This is a genomic window from Pedobacter zeae (assembly GCF_014196715.1).
Classification (GTDB): Bacteria; Bacteroidota; Bacteroidia; order Sphingobacteriales; family Sphingobacteriaceae; genus Pedobacter; species Pedobacter zeae.
The window spans coordinates 332,377-351,316 of the sequence record NZ_JACIEF010000002.1; the positions used below are offsets into that span (position 1 = coordinate 332,377).

At 41.0% G+C, this 18,940-nt stretch carries 20 protein-coding genes; 2 read left to right on the top strand and 18 right to left on the bottom strand.

All coding sequences use genetic code 11. The annotated features are described in order from the left end of the window. Nucleotides 1-54: 54 nt before the first annotated feature. The 6 genes from GGQ60_RS07775 to GGQ60_RS07800 form a co-directional block, all read right to left on the bottom strand. Nucleotides 55-486 (bottom strand): hypothetical protein, encoded by a 432-nt coding sequence (locus tag GGQ60_RS07775; protein WP_183761972.1) that lies wholly within the window; start codon nucleotides 484-486, stop codon nucleotides 55-57. Further along, the gene (locus GGQ60_RS07780; RefSeq protein ID WP_183761975.1) at nucleotides 471-1,001 is read right to left on the bottom strand and encodes a Panacea domain-containing protein; all 531 of its coding nucleotides are present in this window, start codon (nucleotides 999-1,001) and stop codon (nucleotides 471-473) included. Before GGQ60_RS07780 ends, GGQ60_RS07775 begins: the two co-directional genes overlap by 16 nt. 122 nt (nucleotides 1,002-1,123) lie before the next feature. Beyond that, nucleotides 1,124-2,413: a gluconate:H+ symporter gene (locus tag GGQ60_RS07785; protein WP_183761978.1), complete on the bottom strand. Its 1,290-nt coding sequence runs from the start codon at nucleotides 2,411-2,413 to the stop codon at nucleotides 1,124-1,126. Nucleotides 2,414-2,453: 40 nt separating this feature from the next. Continuing rightward, nucleotides 2,454-2,636, bottom strand: coding sequence for a hypothetical protein (locus GGQ60_RS07790; protein ID WP_183761981.1), 183 nt, complete (start codon nucleotides 2,634-2,636; stop codon nucleotides 2,454-2,456). A 138-nt stretch (nucleotides 2,637-2,774) separates the two neighbouring features. Continuing rightward, complete coding sequence (locus GGQ60_RS07795) at nucleotides 2,775-5,309, bottom strand: ABC transporter permease (protein WP_183761984.1); 2,535 nt, start codon at nucleotides 5,307-5,309, stop codon at nucleotides 2,775-2,777. Then, the gene (locus tag GGQ60_RS07800; RefSeq protein ID WP_183761987.1) at nucleotides 5,302-5,991 is read right to left on the bottom strand and encodes an ABC transporter ATP-binding protein; all 690 of its coding nucleotides are present in this window, start codon (nucleotides 5,989-5,991) and stop codon (nucleotides 5,302-5,304) included. The genes GGQ60_RS07795 and GGQ60_RS07800 overlap by 8 nt, the downstream gene beginning before the upstream one ends. A gap of 99 nt (nucleotides 5,992-6,090) precedes the next feature. Here GGQ60_RS07800 and GGQ60_RS07805 point away from each other — a divergent pair, with 99 nt between their 5' ends. Beyond that, on the top strand, nucleotides 6,091-6,774 hold the full coding sequence (locus tag GGQ60_RS07805; protein ID WP_183761990.1) for an arylesterase: 684 nt from the start codon (nucleotides 6,091-6,093) through the stop codon (nucleotides 6,772-6,774). Between the two features lie 307 nt (nucleotides 6,775-7,081). Here GGQ60_RS07805 and GGQ60_RS07810 read toward each other — a convergent pair whose 3' ends face one another. From GGQ60_RS07810 to GGQ60_RS07850, 9 genes are all read right to left on the bottom strand, one after another. Continuing rightward, nucleotides 7,082-8,875 (bottom strand): cytochrome-c peroxidase, encoded by a 1,794-nt coding sequence (locus GGQ60_RS07810; protein WP_183761993.1) that lies wholly within the window; start codon nucleotides 8,873-8,875, stop codon nucleotides 7,082-7,084. Between the two features lie 74 nt (nucleotides 8,876-8,949). Further along, nucleotides 8,950-10,440, bottom strand: coding sequence for a PhoX family protein (locus GGQ60_RS07815; RefSeq protein ID WP_183761996.1), 1,491 nt, complete (start codon nucleotides 10,438-10,440; stop codon nucleotides 8,950-8,952). Nucleotides 10,441-10,612: 172 nt separating this feature from the next. After that, nucleotides 10,613-11,500: a hypothetical protein gene (locus GGQ60_RS07820; RefSeq protein WP_183761999.1), complete on the bottom strand. Its 888-nt coding sequence runs from the start codon at nucleotides 11,498-11,500 to the stop codon at nucleotides 10,613-10,615. Continuing rightward, a complete protein-coding gene (locus GGQ60_RS07825) occupies nucleotides 11,500-12,486 on the bottom strand; it encodes a hypothetical protein (RefSeq protein ID WP_183762002.1) in 987 nt (328 codons plus the stop codon). The genes GGQ60_RS07820 and GGQ60_RS07825 overlap by 1 nt, the downstream gene beginning before the upstream one ends. 45 nt (nucleotides 12,487-12,531) lie before the next feature. Beyond that, entirely contained in the window at nucleotides 12,532-13,026 is a 495-nt protein-coding gene (locus GGQ60_RS07830) for a hypothetical protein (RefSeq protein WP_183762005.1), read from the bottom strand. A gap of 92 nt (nucleotides 13,027-13,118) precedes the next feature. Next, entirely contained in the window at nucleotides 13,119-13,586 is a 468-nt protein-coding gene (locus GGQ60_RS07835; protein ID WP_183762008.1) for a hypothetical protein, read from the bottom strand. A 172-nt stretch (nucleotides 13,587-13,758) separates the two neighbouring features. Next, complete coding sequence (locus GGQ60_RS07840; protein WP_188834838.1) at nucleotides 13,759-14,061, bottom strand: hypothetical protein; 303 nt, start codon at nucleotides 14,059-14,061, stop codon at nucleotides 13,759-13,761. A 108-nt stretch (nucleotides 14,062-14,169) separates the two neighbouring features. Beyond that, on the bottom strand, nucleotides 14,170-14,697 hold the full coding sequence (locus GGQ60_RS07845) for a hypothetical protein (protein WP_183762012.1): 528 nt from the start codon (nucleotides 14,695-14,697) through the stop codon (nucleotides 14,170-14,172). Between the two features lie 11 nt (nucleotides 14,698-14,708). Then, nucleotides 14,709-15,038, bottom strand: coding sequence for a magnetosome magnetite crystal formation protein family (locus GGQ60_RS07850; RefSeq protein ID WP_183762014.1), 330 nt, complete (start codon nucleotides 15,036-15,038; stop codon nucleotides 14,709-14,711). Between the two features lie 230 nt (nucleotides 15,039-15,268). Here GGQ60_RS07850 and GGQ60_RS07855 point away from each other — a divergent pair, with 230 nt between their 5' ends. Further along, a complete protein-coding gene (locus GGQ60_RS07855; RefSeq protein ID WP_183762017.1) occupies nucleotides 15,269-17,113 on the top strand; it encodes a helix-turn-helix transcriptional regulator in 1,845 nt (614 codons plus the stop codon). Between the two features lie 40 nt (nucleotides 17,114-17,153). Here GGQ60_RS07855 and GGQ60_RS07860 read toward each other — a convergent pair whose 3' ends face one another. The 3 genes from GGQ60_RS07860 to tssD all read right to left on the bottom strand — a co-directional run bounded on the left by GGQ60_RS07860 (nucleotide 17,154) and on the right by tssD (nucleotide 18,931). After that, the gene (locus tag GGQ60_RS07860) at nucleotides 17,154-17,681 is read right to left on the bottom strand and encodes a hypothetical protein (protein WP_183762019.1); all 528 of its coding nucleotides are present in this window, start codon (nucleotides 17,679-17,681) and stop codon (nucleotides 17,154-17,156) included. A 24-nt stretch (nucleotides 17,682-17,705) separates the two neighbouring features. Further along, nucleotides 17,706-18,368 carry a suppressor of fused domain protein gene (locus GGQ60_RS07865; RefSeq protein ID WP_229685039.1) on the bottom strand — a complete coding sequence of 221 codons (663 nt, stop codon included), beginning with the start codon at nucleotides 18,366-18,368 and terminating at the stop codon, nucleotides 17,706-17,708. A gap of 89 nt (nucleotides 18,369-18,457) precedes the next feature. After that, nucleotides 18,458-18,931, bottom strand: a complete 474-nt coding sequence (gene tssD / locus GGQ60_RS07870) for a type VI secretion system tube protein TssD (protein ID WP_183762023.1) — start codon at nucleotides 18,929-18,931, stop codon at nucleotides 18,458-18,460. Between the last annotated feature and the right edge of the window lie 9 nt (nucleotides 18,932-18,940).

An 18,940-nucleotide genomic window follows, 5' to 3' on the forward strand; every position in this document is an offset into this window, starting at 1 on the left:
TACCGAGGTAGTCAAAACACAAAGAAATCAAGGTTCTAAGTCTAAAAAGCGACACTATAAATTAAATTTCTCACGCTGTTCGTCAGTAATCGTTATCGATTGGCTTACTTTTAGCATAATATCAATATAGGTCACTTCTGTTACTGAACCTTTGTATCGGTGCGGTTCTCTAAAAAGTAAATCCTTTAAATACTGTTTTGAAAAAGCTACAATAGATCCGCAATCGATATGACTAAGGTGATCAAGGAATTGATAATCATTAGGGTGAATGACTACGTGGTTATTCCCAGGTGAGGGATTGGAATTAATACAAACAGCCGAAAATTCATCATCTTTGATTGATGATGTAAGCAGTATAATAAACTTCTCATGGTTAATATGAAATTCAGGAATTTCCAGAATGATTATAGAATCGGCTTTAACCAGCTCTTCGGCATGTTTTCTCCTGTATTCTTCAGAAAAGAGTTCAATCAGTTTGTTGGACATTTTGAGAAATTAACGGCCTGGTAGTACTCTTTTATATATCCAAGTAAACTCGGTTCTGCTCCTTCCTGTATTGCAATATCTTCAATTGAAAGCCACTGAATTCCATTGTCAAATGCCTTATGATAAGCTTCATCATGTGATTTTTGCTTTAATTCTCCAAAGGTTAAAGCCTTGTTTTCCTTGATTGATTCATCTAGGCATAATATGTCACTTTTTGAAAGCTTTTTCAGATTTGGCTCTTCATTAGGGATAACCTTTTTATTATCTACCTGAATAAAGGAAGATCCATAATCCATTAAATCATAGCTGCCTGATGGTACGGGACCAAATTTCAATGCAGCAAATCGGTCATTTGTAATCAGTCTGCCAAATTGAATGAGATGCTTCTTTTCTGCAAAGTAAAGAACTTTTAGTGCTGCATACTTATCCGACATACCTTGGCCATCAGCTATTTCTTTAGAAATATATAAAAGTGCTGCAATAGCTTTGTCTTTATCGAATTGATATGAAATCATAAATTATCTTGATAAATTGATTATACAAAAATAAACAAATTATATTGTGAAAACAACAAAAAGCTAATTTTTTTAGCAATTGAATATTTCTTAAGGTGTTAATAATGTTTATATTATTTTCTTTATACAAACTGATTTAATACAAGTAACCCAATAAGCCCCAAAACCGAAACCAAACTTTCCATGATGGTCCAGGTGCTAAAAGTTTCTTTCAGGCTGAGGTTAAAATATTCTTTGAACATCCAAAAACCGGTATCGTTTACGTGAGAAAACATTAAACTTCCGGCACCTACCGATAAAACCATCAGCTCCGGAGAAACACCGGAACCAATTAAGGGCAATACCATACCCGATGCAGTCAGGGCGGCAACCGTTGCCGAGCCAAGGGTTACCCGGAGCGATGCTGTAATTAACCAGGCCAGCAGCAGTGGCGATAAATTTAAATCTCCGGTGAGCTGTTTTACGGTTTCACCCATACCGCTGTCGATCAAAATCTGTTTAAATGCCCCACCGGCGGCAATAATTAAAATAATCATAGCAATGCTTTTCACCCCTTCGGCGCATGATTCCATGGCTTTTGAAATACCGGTTTTTTGAACAGCCAAAGCAATAATAACCGAAATTAATAAGGCTACCGTAGGATCGGCTAAAAATATAAACAACGGTTTTCCTATATAATCCATTCTGAAACTGCTTCCTATGGTTCCGGCGATGATTAAGAATACGGGTAACAGGGCGGTAATAAAACTCCTTGAAGCAGAAGGAAGATTTTCTTCTTCGCTGATGCTGAAGTCCTGAACTGTTGCCGATTGATCCCGTTTGAGAATAAGCCGTGGGAAATAGATTCCGGCAATAAGTGCAATAGGTATGCTTAGCACTAAACCGTAAATCAGTGTTTTGCCAATATCGGCATGGAAAATTCCGGCTAAAGCAACAGGACCAGGGTGGGGGGGTAAAAAACCATGTGTTACCGAAAGGGCTGTAGCCATTGGGATGCCAATATATAATTTCGATAGTCCGGTGGTAGCTGAAATGGCAAAAACCAAGGGGATTAACACCACGAAACCAGCATTGTAAAATAAAGGAATTCCTACCGATAAACCGGTTAACAGCACGGCCCATTGAATATTCTTTTTACCAAAGGCCCTGATCAAAATAAAAACGATCTTTTTAGCCGAACCGCTGTCTTCAATCATTTTACCCATCATCGCGCCAAGTGCCAAAACCATCACCATGCTGCCGAGGGTACTGCCAATTCCATTACTGATGGAGGCCATTACCCTGCTAACAGGCATTCCCAGTAAAAGCCCCGTAATGATCGCTACAGCAATCAGGGCGATCATTGGGTTAATCTTTTTCAAGATCAGCACAAAAAGCAAAAGAATACCGAAAAGCAGGATAAGTAATGACATTTGGTTAAGATTAGGATAAGCTGATAAAGTTTATGGCGTTTTACTTTTTAACAGTGATGGTTCTTCCGGTAACAAGGTTAAATTCATAAGTCCGGTACAAGCCGTCATCTTTTACTTCAATGCTTTCTACCAGGCCCGTCTTGCTGAAAGTATCGGTAACCATGCTGCCAACCTTTACCTCCTGAAGCACTTCGGTTGGGGTATCGTTATTTAATCTGATCATAAGCATAAAAGTATCAAAAATCCGGGTTATTCAATATACTTGTATTTAGCCAGCGGATGCAGGGAAGACACAGAAAAGTTTTATGCCATTTGCTTCGTGCCTTTCTCTATGTGTTCTGTGGTAAAACCAGCCTCACAGTTACCCTTCGTTTCTTAAAATCTTTAAAGGCGGCTGTTTAAGAATGCCCCGCGTACTTAACACACCTGTAATGACCACCAGTAACACAATCGAACCAAATACGAACAGCGTTGGCCAAACAGGGGGTATAAATGCTGCATTGAAACTGAATTTGGCCAATGCCCAACTTGCGCCAAGGGCCAGGATTAACCCGGCACCAGCTGCAAAGGCACCTAAAAAGAAGTATTCAATGGCATTGATCCGGATGATTTGCTTACTGCTGGCGCCCATGGTGCGGAGTAAAATACTTTCTTTTATCCGCTGGTTTTTACTGGTTAACACTGAAGAAATCAGCACAATCCAGCCGGTTACCATACTGAATCCGGCCATAAACTGAATCACAAAACCGATTTTACCCAAAAGTTCGTCAAGCAGTTTTAGGATCAGGTCTAAATCAATAACTGAAACGTTAGGGAATTGCCTCACTACTTCCCCCTGGAAACGTGCTGAAACCTCGCTTGAAGGTACCCTGGTCATCAGCACGTGAAACTGTGGTGCCTCTTCTAAAACCCCCGCCGGAAAAACAACCCTGAAATTGGTTTGCATCCTGCTCCAGTTTACTTCCCTTAAGCTACCTACCACGGTTGGAATCATCATGCCCTGCACATTGAAAAGTATTTTATCGTTTAAGCCTACCTTAATTTGTTGTGCATAACGCTGATCCAGGGAAATGTAAACCGTTTCGTTTGGTTTTATTTTTCCCGTCCATTTGCCCGATGTAATTTTCTCTGCTGCGGTTAAAGTATCCTGGTAAGTAGCCCTGATCTCGTTGCGGTACGCTCTCCTGTTATTGGTATCTGCACTGGCTTTCTTTCCGTTAATTTCTTCAATGCGCATGGTAATTACAGGCACCTGGTTCATTAATGGCAATTTGAAAGCCTTGGTTAAACTGTCGAGCCCTTTCTGTTGTGCATTCTGGATATCGAACATCACCATATTGGGTTGGTTGGTGCCAGATGAAAGGGTAACGCGACTCATTAATATCCCCTGAATAAAAAATAAGGTGCAGATAAATACAGTTGATAAACCTATAGAAACGGTAAGCATTAAGGTTTGATTGTTCGGACGGTAGAGGTTCGCAAATCCCTGCCGCCATAAATAACCGGATGAACTGGGTAAGAGTTTTCTAACCAGAAACATCAATAGTTTAGACAGTCTCATCAACAGTATCAAAGCGAGGGCAAAGCTGGTGGTAAAAATCAGGGTTTGTAGCCATGTTTTCATCTGCAGGTGCGTAAAAACCATAATAAATACAGCTATAAGCAGGTACACCAAAGCGGTTAGCGGATCTCTTTTTCCACCTGATTTTTCGAAAGATATCCGGATGGCATTTAATGGCGAAACCCTTCTAACAGACAGAAGTGAAGGAAGGGCAAAGAGGATCGAGATGACCAGGCCCAATAAAATACCCTGGCCAACTGCCAGCCACGAAACCTGCATGGTAATTTCGACCGGTAGAAAATCTTTTAACACCAGCGGAAGCAAAAATTGGATGCCTGTGCCTAAAACTGCGCCTAGAACAGCAGCAATTAAGCCAATGAAAAAAACCTGGATGAGGTAAATTAAAAAGGCATGATGTGAGGTTAATCCTAAACACCTCAGTGTAGCAATTGCACTTAATTTTTCCCTGATGTAGACGTGGATAGCGCTACCAACTCCAATACAGCCCAGCAACAAAGCGATAAAACCGGATAAGGCCAGAAAACGGTTTACATCTTTGAAGGATCTGCCGGTCTGTTCTTTTCTCGATTCAACGGTATCGGCATCAAAGCCTTCTTTTTCTAATTTGCTGTCCTGCTTTTTTACCCATTCATCTATTTTAGACGGATCGTTATATTTGAAATAAAATTTATTGTTGATCCGGCTTCCGGTTTTAATCAGGTTGGTTTTATCAAGGTATTGCAGCGGAATGTAAACCGTAGGGGCAATGCTGGCAGATATTCCCGTTTGCCCGGGTGCTTTTGTTAAAGTGCCGAGGATCTTAAAATTAAGGTCGCCAACCTTTACCGAATCGCCAATATCTGCATTAAACTGCAACATGAGGGTTTTGTCTACCAAAGCATTTCTACCTGATTGGAAGCTTTTTGCTGCCGTTGCCGGGATGGTTTCGATTGTGCCATAGTAAGGATATTTTCCCTGCAGTGCTTTCATTTGAACCAAGTGACTGCCTCCGCCTTTCTGGAAATAGATCATCGAAGCAAAGGTTTTCTCCTGAGATCGTTCGTCGCCCAGTGTATCGAGCATTTTTTGCATGGCTTTGCTTACACCTTTCCGGCTATCCAAAACCAGGTCGGCGCCTGTAAGTTCTTTTGCCTGTGCATCAATATCCCTTTGCAGGTTATCTTTAAACGAATAAACAGCAACAAGGGCGGCGATACCCAAAACAATAGCAGAAATAAAGAGCAATAAACGTGCACGGTTTTTCCTGCTATCGCGCCAGGCCATTTTAAACAGCCACGAAAACTTGATGGATTGTTTTTGGAGGTTATCAGGCATAAGCAGGGTTTTCGTCTGAAAGGATTGCGCCACCTTTAATCTTGATGGTTCTTGCCGTACGGGCAGCGAGTTCAAGATCGTGCGTAACGATAATTAATGTGGTTCCGGCATCTTTGTTTAAATCGAAAAGCAGCTTAATTACCTTTTCGCTGGTTTCGGCATCGAGGTTTCCGGTAGGCTCGTCGGCAAAAAGAATGGCGGGTTGATTTGAGAATGCCCTGGCCAGCGAAACCCTTTGCTGTTCACCGCCCGATAGTTGTACGGGATAGTGGTGTGCACGATCGGCCAGGCCAACTTTATCCAGCAGTTCTAAAGCATGCGCCTTAATGTTTTTTGCCCCCCTTAATTCGAGCGGAACCATCACATTTTCTAATGCCGTTAAAGTTGGCAGCAGCTGGAAATTTTGAAAAATAAAGCCTACATACTGGTTTCTTACAGCTGCACGTTCATTTTCGCTTAAATTTTCGAGGGCTATGCCCTTAAGCTCCACCGTGCCCGTGCTTGCCCGGTCTAACCCGGCACATAAGCCCAGCAAGGTTGTTTTTCCGCTGCCCGAGGGGCCGGTAATGGCAACTGTTGAACCTGCGCTGATCGAAAAATTAATTTGATCGAGAACGGTTAATTCGCGTCCTGCACTTTGGTAAATTTTGCTTACATTTCGGATGTTCAATATGCTTTCCAATAGCTGATTTTTTTAGGTTTGCGTATAGATCGTTGCCAAACATAACAGGATGTTTCCTGTTAAGATAATGTTTTATAATTAGATATACACCGGTTAAATATGTTACGAAAACGCATAATAGGCTTATTTGTTTTAGGAATAGCCCTGCTGGGCTGCGGTAACGGGCAAAGCAAAAGCAATAATGATAAAACTTTAGATTCGGCTGACCAAAAAGCTGTTGCTGTAAATCAACAGCAAAAAAATATCCTCTTTTTTGGTACCAGCTTAACGGCAGGAATGGGCCTCGATCCTTCGGAAGCATATCCGGCCGTAATTCAGAATAAAATCGACTCGTTAAAGCTGCCTTATAAAGTAATTAACGGGGGCTTGAGCGGCGAAACCTCTGCAGGTGGTAAAGGCAGGATTGATTGGTTGCTGAAACAACCAGTAGCAATCTTTGTACTCGAACTTGGTGCTAACGATGGTTTGAGGGGATTACCGGTGACACAAACCACTAAAAATTTACAGGATATTATAGACCGTGTAAAAGCAAAATACCCGGATGCCCAACTGGTACTGGCCGGTATGCAGGTACCCCCGAATATGGGCGCCAAATATGCAGCAGATTTTAAAAATATATTCCCGGTACTGGCGAAAAAGAATAATATGAAACTGATTCCGTTTTTGCTGGATAAGGTAGGAGGTGTACCGGAGTTGAACCAGGCCGATGGGATCCATCCAACAGCAGAAGGAGATAAGATTTTGGCCGAAAATGTTTGGGTGGTGTTGAAAGATTTGTTGTAGTTTTTACATAGACTTTTAACCGCAAAGTACACAAAGAGAAGTCACAGAGGCCATCGAGTTGCCTGTAGCTTTTGTGTCCCTGTATCTTGGTGGTAAAATATAATTCTTACTTATTAATCAAGTTCGTTGCACGCGTGCGGGTGCAGAAATAAAGGTTGGAAATTCAACATCAAGCGTCGTAAGTACAACTAACAAAGCCAGATACAGCCTTGCGTTTCTCTACGAAATTTTTGCGTTAAAAATAAAAAGAGACGCTGTTTATGCTGTGAAAACTCCGCATCTCTGTGGTAAAAAAAATGCAATCAGGTTAAGGCAAATCTTCAAGTGCCCCTAAAAAAGCAATAATCTGTTTAATCTCTGTTTTGCTTAAATTCAGTTTATCGGCAGCTAAAGTTTGGTTATCCACTTTGATGCCCATGCCTGCTCCCCCGCCACGGTTATAGAAATCCATCACTTGCTCCAGGGTCTTGTATACACCGTTGTGCATGTAAGGTGCTGTTTTGGTAATGTTTCTTAACGTTGAAGTTTTAAAGGCATGTTTGTATTGCGGGTAATGGTAAAGGGCATACCGACCCAAATCGTTGTCTAATTGAGGTTTAATGGTATCGGCAGTTGCCGGTACACCCAAAACTTCTGCTTCACTTTTATGGAAAAGCGGGGCTGGGGTGCCGTTAAAAAGAGGTGCGAAATGGCAGCTGCCACATTTAGCTTTACCCATAAATAGGTTAAAGCCCTTTTTCTCATCAGCACCCAGTTGTTTCTGGTCTCCCTGCATGTAGCGGTCAAACCTGGAGCTAAAAGGCGATAACGACCGGATATAGGAAGCCAGGGCATGCTGGATTTTCCAGGGGTCGGCTTTGCCGGCTTTATCCTGATAGGCTTTTTGAAATAAGGCTTGGTAACGTTTAGCCGTGTTAATACGCTCGGCCGCCAGGGTAAGTGATCCGTTCATTTCCTGTTTATGATGTACCACATCAAGGGCCTGATCTTCTAATGTGCCGGCTTTTAAGTCGTAAAAAAATCCACGTTGCAAGCCTGCATAACGGAGTGTGGGGGTGTTCCTCAGTAAAGTTTCTCCTGTTTTAATTCCTATGGGTTTTGTTAAACCATCGGTAAAAGCCTTAGCCTGGTGATGACAGCTGGCACAGCTGCGGTTACCTCCGTTAGAAAGCACTGGATCGTTAAATAAAGCCTTTCCCAAAACAATTTTAGCATCGCTGATGAACAAAGTACTGTTCCCTACAAATTTATCTACATTAAAAGCATTTGGCTGAAACATGCTTACAGCTTCATCGCGTAATGCAGAGCCGCTTGCTGCCGTTGCAATATCTTTTTTTAACCGGAGCAGGCTGATTTTTTTACTGATCGGATCGAGGTATTGCGTGATAAAAGTCAGGCGGTCAAAAGTGTTAAAGTCGCTGTTTTTTTCCAGGTAAGCAATGGCCGAAGCGATTGTTTGATGTGCCTGGGGTTCATCATATTTCTCTAGTAGACGATCAATTCCTTTTAAAGCAAAAGCAGTTTCAGGGATCGACTGTAAAGCATTGGGCGTGTCGAAACCTGTAATCCCTAAACTTGTAATCCTGAAAATTTCTAAACGGATGGCATCAAAAAGTTGTGCATCGGTAAGCTGATATTGTGCGTTAAAGCGACTAACCCGTTGCAGGTTGAGCTGCATTTTCTTTACTTCGTTGAGTAATTCCAGGCGATTTTCTTTTGTTGGCTCCTCATAAATTATTTCTTCCATTACCTGGAAGCCCGTTGGGTGCTCAATCATGTTTTCGCCCAATTCAATTTCATCAATGGGTGCCCCATTAAGCATTACTGCGGTAGATGGGAAAAAATATTCGATATAATATTCCAGCTCCTTGTATTTAGCTCTTGCCTGTAAGAAGGATTGCTTAATTGCCTTTTCGTTCCGGTTTTGAACGGCCTTAAATAATGTTTGATCAACCATATTTTGAAATTCAGTGAGCTGCTGATCGAAATCTGCTTTCACCTGTTCTGCAATTACTTTGTTCGCTGTTTTGCAGAAAATGGAAAGCAGGGTAGTGAGGGTGATTAATAAAGCAAAAAAGACAATTTTTTTTAGGCTAAACATGCGTGTTCAGAGTTGAAATAAAATAGAAAAATCCCTTCCGGCTTTTACCGGAAGGGATAAGAAAGCATTTTGGATTATTTAGAAACGCCGCGAACAATTACTACCTGTCCGCCTTCGCTGTTGTTCACCAACCGGGTTGTACCACCGTCGGCATTTTTGTATTTATCACTTGTCCAGGTGTGTGGGTGTAAATTCACAACAAAGGTATCCGGGATACCGGTTAAAGCAGAGATATCGTACATGGCCCCATATTCCCAGCTGCTTAACTGCGTATTGTTTGAGGGGTTATATTTGGCGTTAAATGTAGCATCCGTTCTGCGATGGTTCATCTGCAACATCGGTTTTAACGATTTTGAAGCCATTGCGAACTGCCAGATGGTTCCATCGTGATCGTTGTTTTTGTAAAATGAATCGCCATCTTCCTGAATGTATACATAGTTTTCGGTAACGCAAAGGTTATCCGGGTTTACGATGCTTTTTCCAGGATTGTCGTTCCCGTCAACAGCCACTTCAAGTTTACCTTTTAACGGGTTGCTCGCATCAAGAACCAGCTTGTATACACGGCCCCACATGGTTTTACCGCTTACCGGTGTGATTTTATCGCCCTGACTAACGCCTGTTGCCGTAAAGTATATCTCGCGTCCGTTGGCAGCACTGCCTTTTCTGTAATCGATATCTTCTACACGCGCTAACATTAAAGCTTTTTTATCGATAGTTTGTTGTTGCAACTGGGCACCCGTACTGCTTTTTACATTATCAAGCTCTACAAATTCTACATCGTAGCTTTGTCCTTTATCCATGTTGGTTTCAATCGGGTCGTTATTGCTGCGTTTCATCACATATAACTTGCCGTTTTCCAAATCACCTGGTGTATTGGATACATACATGGCCAGCTGCCCATCGCTCTCATCTTCACCAATCATAATTACAGTTTTACCGGCGAATGCTCCTTTAGGCAATGGTACGGCATTTTCTGCACTCCATCTGCCCAATGCGCTAACGGTTCTTTGTTTGTTCTTTTTATCGGCCGCTGCAAGAGGGTCGATGGCATGGATCATCGATTCTGCACCACTCTCACCGGCAGTTAAAAAAACTGGTTTAGGAAAGCCATGCTCTTCAGGGGTTGCCAGGGTAGCCGAACAAAGACGGGTCATACCGCCATCCGAATCAACAATGTATTCTCCTTTTACCGGTTTAAAGTTTTTATCCAGGTATACACGCGATACCGACTGGAGGATTTCATGGTTGTTAATCATGATAAAACCTTCTCCCGCAGGATTTTTAATCATTCCTGCTCCATCAGGCTGTGCACCGAAAATGAAATTTGGCGATTCGGGCAGTACATCATCCGAACTGATTAACGTAGTAATGTTCAGGTTTTCGAAACCAGGCATTGCTTTTACCAAAGCAGGGTTTACCGAATAATCTTTTAGGGTTACCGGAGTAGGGGTTTCGGGAGTTTCTGGTTCATTATTCTTTTTACATGCACTGATTATTACTGTTGAAGTAACAAATGCAGCAACAGCGAAGGCCAAGGCCTTTTGCTTTAATAGCGTTGTGTCCATAAGTTTTGTTTTCCGTTTGCGGCAAAAATACATGGGCCATGTTGCGAAAAATTAAAGCTTATGTTAAGCTAAAGTGCATCATGTTATTTAGAATGGTTCTGTGGTATGATGTTGCAGGTGCCGGATTTGCTTGGGCTATTGATGAAGCAATATGAATGGAAGCCTTTTTTCGTTACTCCTGCCTGAAGCTTTTAAGTGTCCCGTCCTGGTTAAACTGGATATCGAAGCGCTCACGGGTACCGCTGATGCTCCCGGGGAACCAGCGGATATGATCATCCCATATGGAAATGTAAACAGAAGAGGCCGGTGCCGCCCCCTCTACCTGGGCTGCTTTTTCGTTATAAATGTTAAATACTTTCCTGGCATCCGAAAAATGCATGCCATTTAAAGGGAATGTTCTGCGTTCGATATCCCTGGTCAATACCGGTTTGGGTGCAGACCATGCGCCATTCCGATATTCATAAGCATCGGCATATTTAGGGTTTACCGGGTGTTGCAACATCAGGCTTATGGAGCCATTATCGTAAAAATGAACCGATTGGTATACCATAATTTCTTTATTACGGTACTGGGGCGGCCGCCTTAACCGTTCTTCAGCCAGAGCCAGTTCAGCAGTAGGGAGTAGTCCTTTTTTTGCTTTTACGGCCGGTTTTTCTGTATCAATGGTTTTAAGGCCACCTTGCTGAAGTTTCATCTCTTTTAGAAACTTATTTACCCTTTTCTGGATTTCTTTAGCTGTTGCAGGGCTTTTTTGTTGCTTTAACGATTCAATGTCGTTGAACATTTCTTTTGCTTTGAGCTCCATTTCGGGTGTGTTAACGGTATCACCGTTTATCACGATGGTTTTTTGCTGTTGGTGCTGTATAGAAGTAGAAGAAGATGTTTTGGTATCGCCTTTATATTCTCCATTCTCTCGAAGACTGTTTTCCTGATCATATTTTTTAACCAACGAATCGTTGGGATGAAAAGTTTCATCTACGCTTTTGGTGATCTGCCTGCAGCTTAAACCCAGTAAACCGGACAGTGCAATCAGGCAATAAAGTTTTCTTCGGTTTTTCATCAGAATTCTCCTTTAAGTTCGTTCAGGTCTTTTTCAAAAGCAATTTTTTGCGGATCTTCTTTGAGGTAAAAAATAGAATAGTATTCCTGCCTAACGCTGTCCAGATCAAGTAGATCTACTATCTTTTTAATGCTTGCCCGGTGCTTGTGATTAAAATCATCGGTAAATTCGAGTTCAAAATTGATCATAGGCTGCTCGTTGATATAAGTTCCGCTTTGGCTGACTTTGAGCACCCGGGCAGTAGTATGCGTACCTTTAAATTTGATCAGGTACAACTGACTGGGTTTGCCGGTAAACTTATGAGCGATAAAAGTGCCGAAAACACGGTAAACAAGCAGCGTAAAGGCGCAGGTTAATAAAGGATGGCCAATACCCATAAAGCGCCAGCCCATGCCCCTGCTTTCTAAATCATAAGAATAAATATAGTACCAAACCACAATGGAGGTTAAGGCAAGCCAGGCCAGGTTAGATAGAAACAGGTGCATTTTTTTTATGCTTACTTCTGTAGTGGCAAAAATAAAATAAGGAACTTTGTTTACCTCTTTATCTAACAGGATGCCAACCGTTTTACCTGTTTCGTAACGGCGTTCATAAGGTTTTGTATCATTTACAGTGGTTTTGTGCATAATTGTACTGCCCCTCAGGTTTTTAAACTGTAACATAAGTTCGTAGGTATCGTAAGCCGCGCCTCTTTTATCTATTTTTGACGACTCCAGTATTTTGGCTTCCCGGGGTTCGCCCGTAGTTTTAAGTTTTTCTATATTACGTTTAATCGAAAAGGTGCGGATCACCCATTTCTGGTAATAACCGATCAATAATATAGCCCAAAGGAGTACAGATAGAGCAAGCATAGAGAGCGGATACCAGGGATTCTCACCCATCAGGTTGGATAAGCTGTCGTCTTTAGTGCTGTAATAGATCCACATGGGGAACGGAATAGCGAAAAACAACATGTAAATGATCCAGAATATCGAAAGTCCTCTCATGTCTTTTAGGTTAGGTAGGTGAATCTTTTATTTAATGATCTTAGTTTATTGAATGCTGAACTGTATCATTCTTTCAATTTCCGTTAACACTTCCATTTCAAACTGTTCCTGTCTTACCTGGCTTTTGCGATTAGTGCCAAATGGTTGACTAATGGCGAAGCTTTTACCATATTTGTTCTCTTTATGTGATAAGGCATAATGTAACAGGCCATCTTCCTGAACCTGGAGAATATAGACTTCTTCAAAAGCCATAATTTTGCGGGTAAATAACCCGGGAATTTTTTTGTATACCTGTCTCGTATACTGATCGAAAATATAGGTAACATTAAAATGGAAGATAAAATCATAAAGCGCTGTCAGCGCTGATACCAAACCAATGGCCATTACACCCCATTGCGTATCAGGATAGAGATCGAGCATCGGTGTTACCACGAATATCCCAATAGCGAGGAGTACGAAAAACAAAATCTTGCCCCTGTAATCCCGTTCGGGCTGAAAGCTGAGTTTGCCGTTTTCTATTTTTAAATGATAGGCTGCCATATCTTATAATTTTCCTGTTTTTTAGGTATTTAGGGCTGGCCTACAGCCGGGTGAAGGAAGCAGGCTTGTATAAATGCCATAACAGCATATTTTTAATTTTGGGTCAGGCCCATTATCGTACTGATTTCTTCACTAAGTTTTTGAAGGGGCTTTGCCGTAAATAAAGTTTGTGCCAGTAAAATATGTCGGGTTTTATTGTTCTTTCTCATCACCATAATGGCCTGGATACTTACTGTAATGAAGTAGCTTTTTTGCTTTGATATCAGGAAATGATCAAAATCATCAAAACTATAGTTTACAGGGGTACTGAAGAAAAAACGTTTACGCTGTATTTCGCGGCTTTGGTTGTCAAAAGCAATAACACCTGTGGTACGCAAAATGCCCAGTACACCTACAAAAGCGAAGAAAGCAACGTATAAAAATGTCGCCTTGCTGGTGCTATACATCAATATGGCAATTATGGCAGCAATACAGCCCAAAGTAATGGTGTAAAATAGTCCTTTTTGCACCTTTAATTTATAGGTATTACCTTCTTGTTCGAAATAGTTAAATGTTTGCATTTTGTTTTAATGGGTTGAAAATGAATTTGATATATTACGTATGCGTATGTTCCTTTTAGGCCTCTCCAAAGTCCTTTTTAAACCATTTATCCAAGTTTTCATGGTGTTTTTCCCGGGCAATTTTAATTGGGGTGTTTGATGACCTAAATGAAAGAACTACCGGATGATGGAATTAGTGCATACGTTCAATGATTACGTTTTCATTTCCTTCATCATCGGCTTCCAGGTATAAATTCCACTGTAATTTTTCGGCTATTGCTAAAAAAGTTTTAAGGTATAGCTGCTGATCTGTATTTTTTCCGCTGCTGCAAACAATATCAATCAAATTAATAAAGTCTGTTTGCCTTTTAGATGAAGAAAAGCCTCCTCTTTTTGCCTCCACCAGTGTGATGCTCACCCAGGGGAAATGATCAGCGTTACTTAAGCTTTGATGATCTTTCTGCACAAAATTCCCGCTCTGTAGCAGTATCTTCATTACACTTCCGGTTTCTGCCTTCTGTCTGTGCTGCAGGTCACTTTTAATGTTGTAATAAATGTATCTATCGCTCCACACCGGTTTTTCTTTTTATGACGGATTAATTGGCTAAAAAGGCATTTTTTTTACTTCAATCTTATTATCCTTCGCATATATTTCTGCAAGTTTCCAAAGCGCATTGTATTTCTCTATAAACGCATCATACTGCTTGGTATCCAGTTCTGTTAAGGCCTTGTTAATCTCTTGCTCCGGCTCATGCTTATCGATCATTCTGGCTATTTTAAGGTGCTCGTTTTTGTAACTTGTTAAAACATAGTTGTAAAAGGTTACAGAAGCATCTACCATGGGTTTAGCCGATGGAGTTGGGCGCAGTTTTTTTACCTTTTCCAAGGTCTTTTCGGCTCTGTCAATTGAATTTTTTAGGTATTCTTCGCAACCGGTTACTTTGCCCGGGCCCGATACATTTTTGAGGTATTTCTGGTAACCTTCAAAATAGTATGCACCAAAGCGCGATATATCATTGGTATTTAGTGCGGCCTGGTCGAAATATTCTTCAGGCGTATTGACTGAAAATTCGCATGCGGTGATGGTAAAAACCATCACCATAAGCATGACTTTTTTGATGTTGAGGCGCATAAACTTCTTTATTAATATTTACCAACAACCGAAGATTTGTCTTCAAACCATTTGCCAATAAGCGGAATGGGTTTCAATGCACCATTGGCGGCATTAATGATCCCTATAATCCACAGAATGATAAATGCATAACCTACAAATCCTAAAAAGGATAAACCAGGTACTATACTGGCAATGATCGTAAAAGCTATATTGAATATGATACTTACAATAGCAAGGCCTAACGATTGTCTTAAATGATATTTAAGCAAAGCATCGGCTCTATCTTTTCCGGTAAAATACGCTACCAACCAACCAATGAGGGTGATGTACGAAACGATTGAAAGGGTCTTGTTGTCCATGATTTCTGTTTTTTAGATTGAAAAATTATTTGAATCAAAATTGAGGGTAATCATCAGGTTTTTAAAGTTTTTACCGCCTACAGAGCATCTACGACACTTTTTAAAAACGTCTACAATACATCTACATATGTTAATAACTTGTTGTTTTTCAGTATTTTATGGTTTTTGTTCATTTTTGTTTTTCGTCTACAACACTACCCTGGCTTCAATCTTTATGTTAATTTTACAATATGAAATACCTGGTTCTGAAAAGCGTAATATTCTTAGTGGTAATGTTTTTGGGTTCTTTTATGGCCAATGCGCAAACAATGTTAGATAGTGCAGCACTAGGCAATCTTAGCGAAAAAGATAAACCTGCCCTTCTTACCCAGTTGGCGGAGCGGAGCAGAATTGGAGGCGATTACCAAGCTGCGGTTACCAGAGCTAAGAGCAGTATAGGCCTGGCCTTAAAATTCAAAAATGATGAAGAAGCCACAAAGGCATACACCGTATTGGTTAACGTTTATGCCAATACCAATCAGTTCGCATTATTAAAAAAGACCGCTGATACTGCGCTAACTGTTGCGCAACGGTCGCGGCAGCCCATAGCCCTGGCCTATGCCTATTTTGCACAGGCCTTGTTTTATAATGCCATCGATAATAATGAACAGGTAACCAAATACTGCCAGCTTGGCCTTAAAGCATTAGAGAAAAAGTACGATGCTTATATTATTGCAAAAATATATTACCAGTTATATGCATTGAACACCCGTTGGGACGATGTAAAAAATATAAATAAATATGCGCGCCTGGCTGTAGAAAATGCATTAAAAACTACAGACTATAACCTGCAGAGCAATGGTTACATCGCCTTATCGGTTGCTGCCGATTATAATTATGCCGGTACAAAAAAAGAAGTATTCCGCGATAGCATTATCTATTATCTGAACAAGGCCCAAAGCCTTTACCTTCAATACCCGAAATACGTTGCCCGAAAAACCTATGGTATTGCCTGTATCAACAGTGCCGATTATTACCTGAGGTATTTCTCCGATACCGACGGGCGGGCAAAAGACAATGCCATCCGCTATGCCAGTATGGCTAACGAAGTAATGAAAGGGGCATTAAACGGAGAAGAACTAAGGGCCAGTGGTTTGGGTATTTTAAGTGAATATGCCAAGAGAGACAAAAATTTTGTAATGGCAGAAGCTTATTTACAGGAAGCCTATAGCCTCATGAAAAATCAAAAAGTACCCTACTACTACACTTTAATTAACGTGGTAAATGCCCTGTCGAACTTTTACGAGCAACAGGGAAATTATGAAAAGGCCCTCGAATTCCAGAAAAAAGCAACAGAATACAACAGTAGACTTTTTGCAGAGAAGAAAACTTTAAATGCCCAGAAACTGGAAGTACAGTATGAGGCCGAAAAAAAAAACAATGAGGTAAAACTGTTAAAACAGCGTGAAAAATATGCCCGGCAGCAAAAGTACCTTTATATTGGTATCGCAATCGCCTCGGTACTCGGGCTTATATTTATGTTCCGTTCTTACCACTTTAGGTTACGGTACTCGTTGCAGCGCGAAAAACAGCTGCATCTGGAAAAGCAGGATGCCGAACTGCAGATGAAATTCGAAAAAGAAGAACAGGCGAGGTTAAAGGCAGAACAGCTGCTGCTGGAGAGCCAACAGCAACAATTGCAGAAAGAAGTAATGGCCAATCAGTTGCAATTGGAACATAAAAAAGAAATGCTTTTTCAGATCAAAGAAAAGCTTAGCTATAACCACCAGCTCAATATCAATAAAATCTGGAACGAAGAACTGCTTTTGGATCATGATTTCGAAGAAGCTAAATTTCAGATCCAGCAGGTACACCCCGAATTTTTTTCTCAGTTAAATCAAAGGGCGCAGCAAAAACTCACCTCGCTCGACCTCAAATTGTGCGCTTACCTGCACCTAAAAATGGATACCAAAAAAATTGCGCAGTTAATGCATATCGAAGCCAAAAGTGTGCGCATGAGCCGTTACCGGGTGAAACAAAAACTAGGACTCAACAAAGAAGAGGATTTGAATTTATTTTTGCAGAATATGGTTTAAAGCTTTAGGTTTTCTAAGTGTTATTAGGGTGAAAAACAGGCTAATGTAAATGGTTAAGCAAATTGAACCGTTTTTGTACTGTGGCCAATAGCTGTTCTTGTTTATTGATTATTTTGCGCATTTTCAGCTTGTTCCTTGATAGTTGCCCTTGTTGGCGTATTGCGGCATCTCGTATTTTTTCAGTATTTGTTTTATTTTGACTAATCTGTTGCTGGACAATAATTAAGCGGTCAAAAATTTCGAATTCTTTAATCGCCTTATAATAGTTACTTGTTGCCGATTTTAGTTGGTTGCCCCATTTAATATCCCCTGTTTCCAGTGCATTTATTTCATTGATGATTTTATCGAACGCCCTTTCCTCTTCGGTTATTGCCTGCTGAGCACCTTCAAAATCACCATCAATTAGGCACTTCAGTTTCCGCTCATTAGGACCGTTTTTACCCAGCATTATATTGAAAACATGCTGTTCCTTTTGCTCCAGGACAGTTTTTAAATCGACTGCCTTTTTAGATTGGCAAGAGGAAACAATCAAAATCAGCGTGACGAAAAGGATGTTTCTTTGTATCATAACGGTTTGCGCAGGATTTCTAAATTATTTTCTGTCCAGATCTGTGATTAAGAGTGGGTTATCCTTTTTCAGATTTTCAATCAACTCTTTTACAGCACCCATTGTCGGGTTTTTTTTCAGATGTTCTACTTCTGCATCTGTAATGCCTACCAATTGAAGGAAACTTACTTCGCCATGAGGGCTTTCTATTTTTCCCAACTCCGGATCCAAGGCAAAAACAAAGCCTGTTATTTTGGTATCTGTATTTAACCGTATGGGTCCGTTAGCGGGGATAAAATGATTCTCCTCAAACCATTTACCGCTCGAAAATACATACCGGGCGAGGTTGTTCATTACCTCTATGGCCCAGATAGGATCGTTTTGGTCGTCTTTAAATGGCGCCAGCCTAAAGGTGAACTCAAATCCCCACTTGCTAAATTCGCCGCCGGCTTTTTCTTCATTATAATACAGTTCGCTCATGCCGTAGCTAATGATGTGCCGGTGAAACGTTTGATGGCTGCTGTCGTAAATACTGGCACCATCTATCGGGTCTGTTCCGCCGGCCGCATAATGAAGCCCGCACAGCGGCCCGTAATGACGGACTTCATTATCACCATATATTTTTTCCAGCTCATCATCTATTGCCTGCCAGCCTGGGGTATCATCCGTGGTAAATTGTTGTTTATAAATTTCGGGGTTCATCATCATTTTTACACTTTAAGCACGCATGCTTTGTTCAAATATTTTGCCATTTATTTCAATAATAACAGGTTATAGAGCATGCTGATACGCAGTTTCTATTCTGAAAATACAGTGGTACCATCAACAGTCAGCGTTTTTACGTAAAAGCTCATCTGTGGCGAAGTACCGTTTCCCGTAATAAAAAAGCTTTCTGACGAAGCTGCAAGCCGTCCGTCTGTAAATGTCATTTTACGGGGTTCTTGTACCTTGTTCAGGGTTACCATCGTAATTACGCCCGATGTATTTTTAAGTAGCCCAGCCATCCATTTCAATAGCAATTCGTCAGGGTCCTGGCCGAGTTCAATATTAATACTGCAATTGCCATGGTTAATCAATTTGCCGTCGCGCTGATAAAAAGGATTGGTTAATGAATAACTGGCCCCATAAAGCTTGTAACTATGAACCATATTGGTGGCGTTGTCTGTTAATTTTAATTCAATTTCTGCCTGTGTCTCATTTTGTGCAAGGGCATTAAAGCTGCAGAGCAACAAAAATACGATCAGGACCTTATTATACCATTTAGTTTTCATAAGCATGTT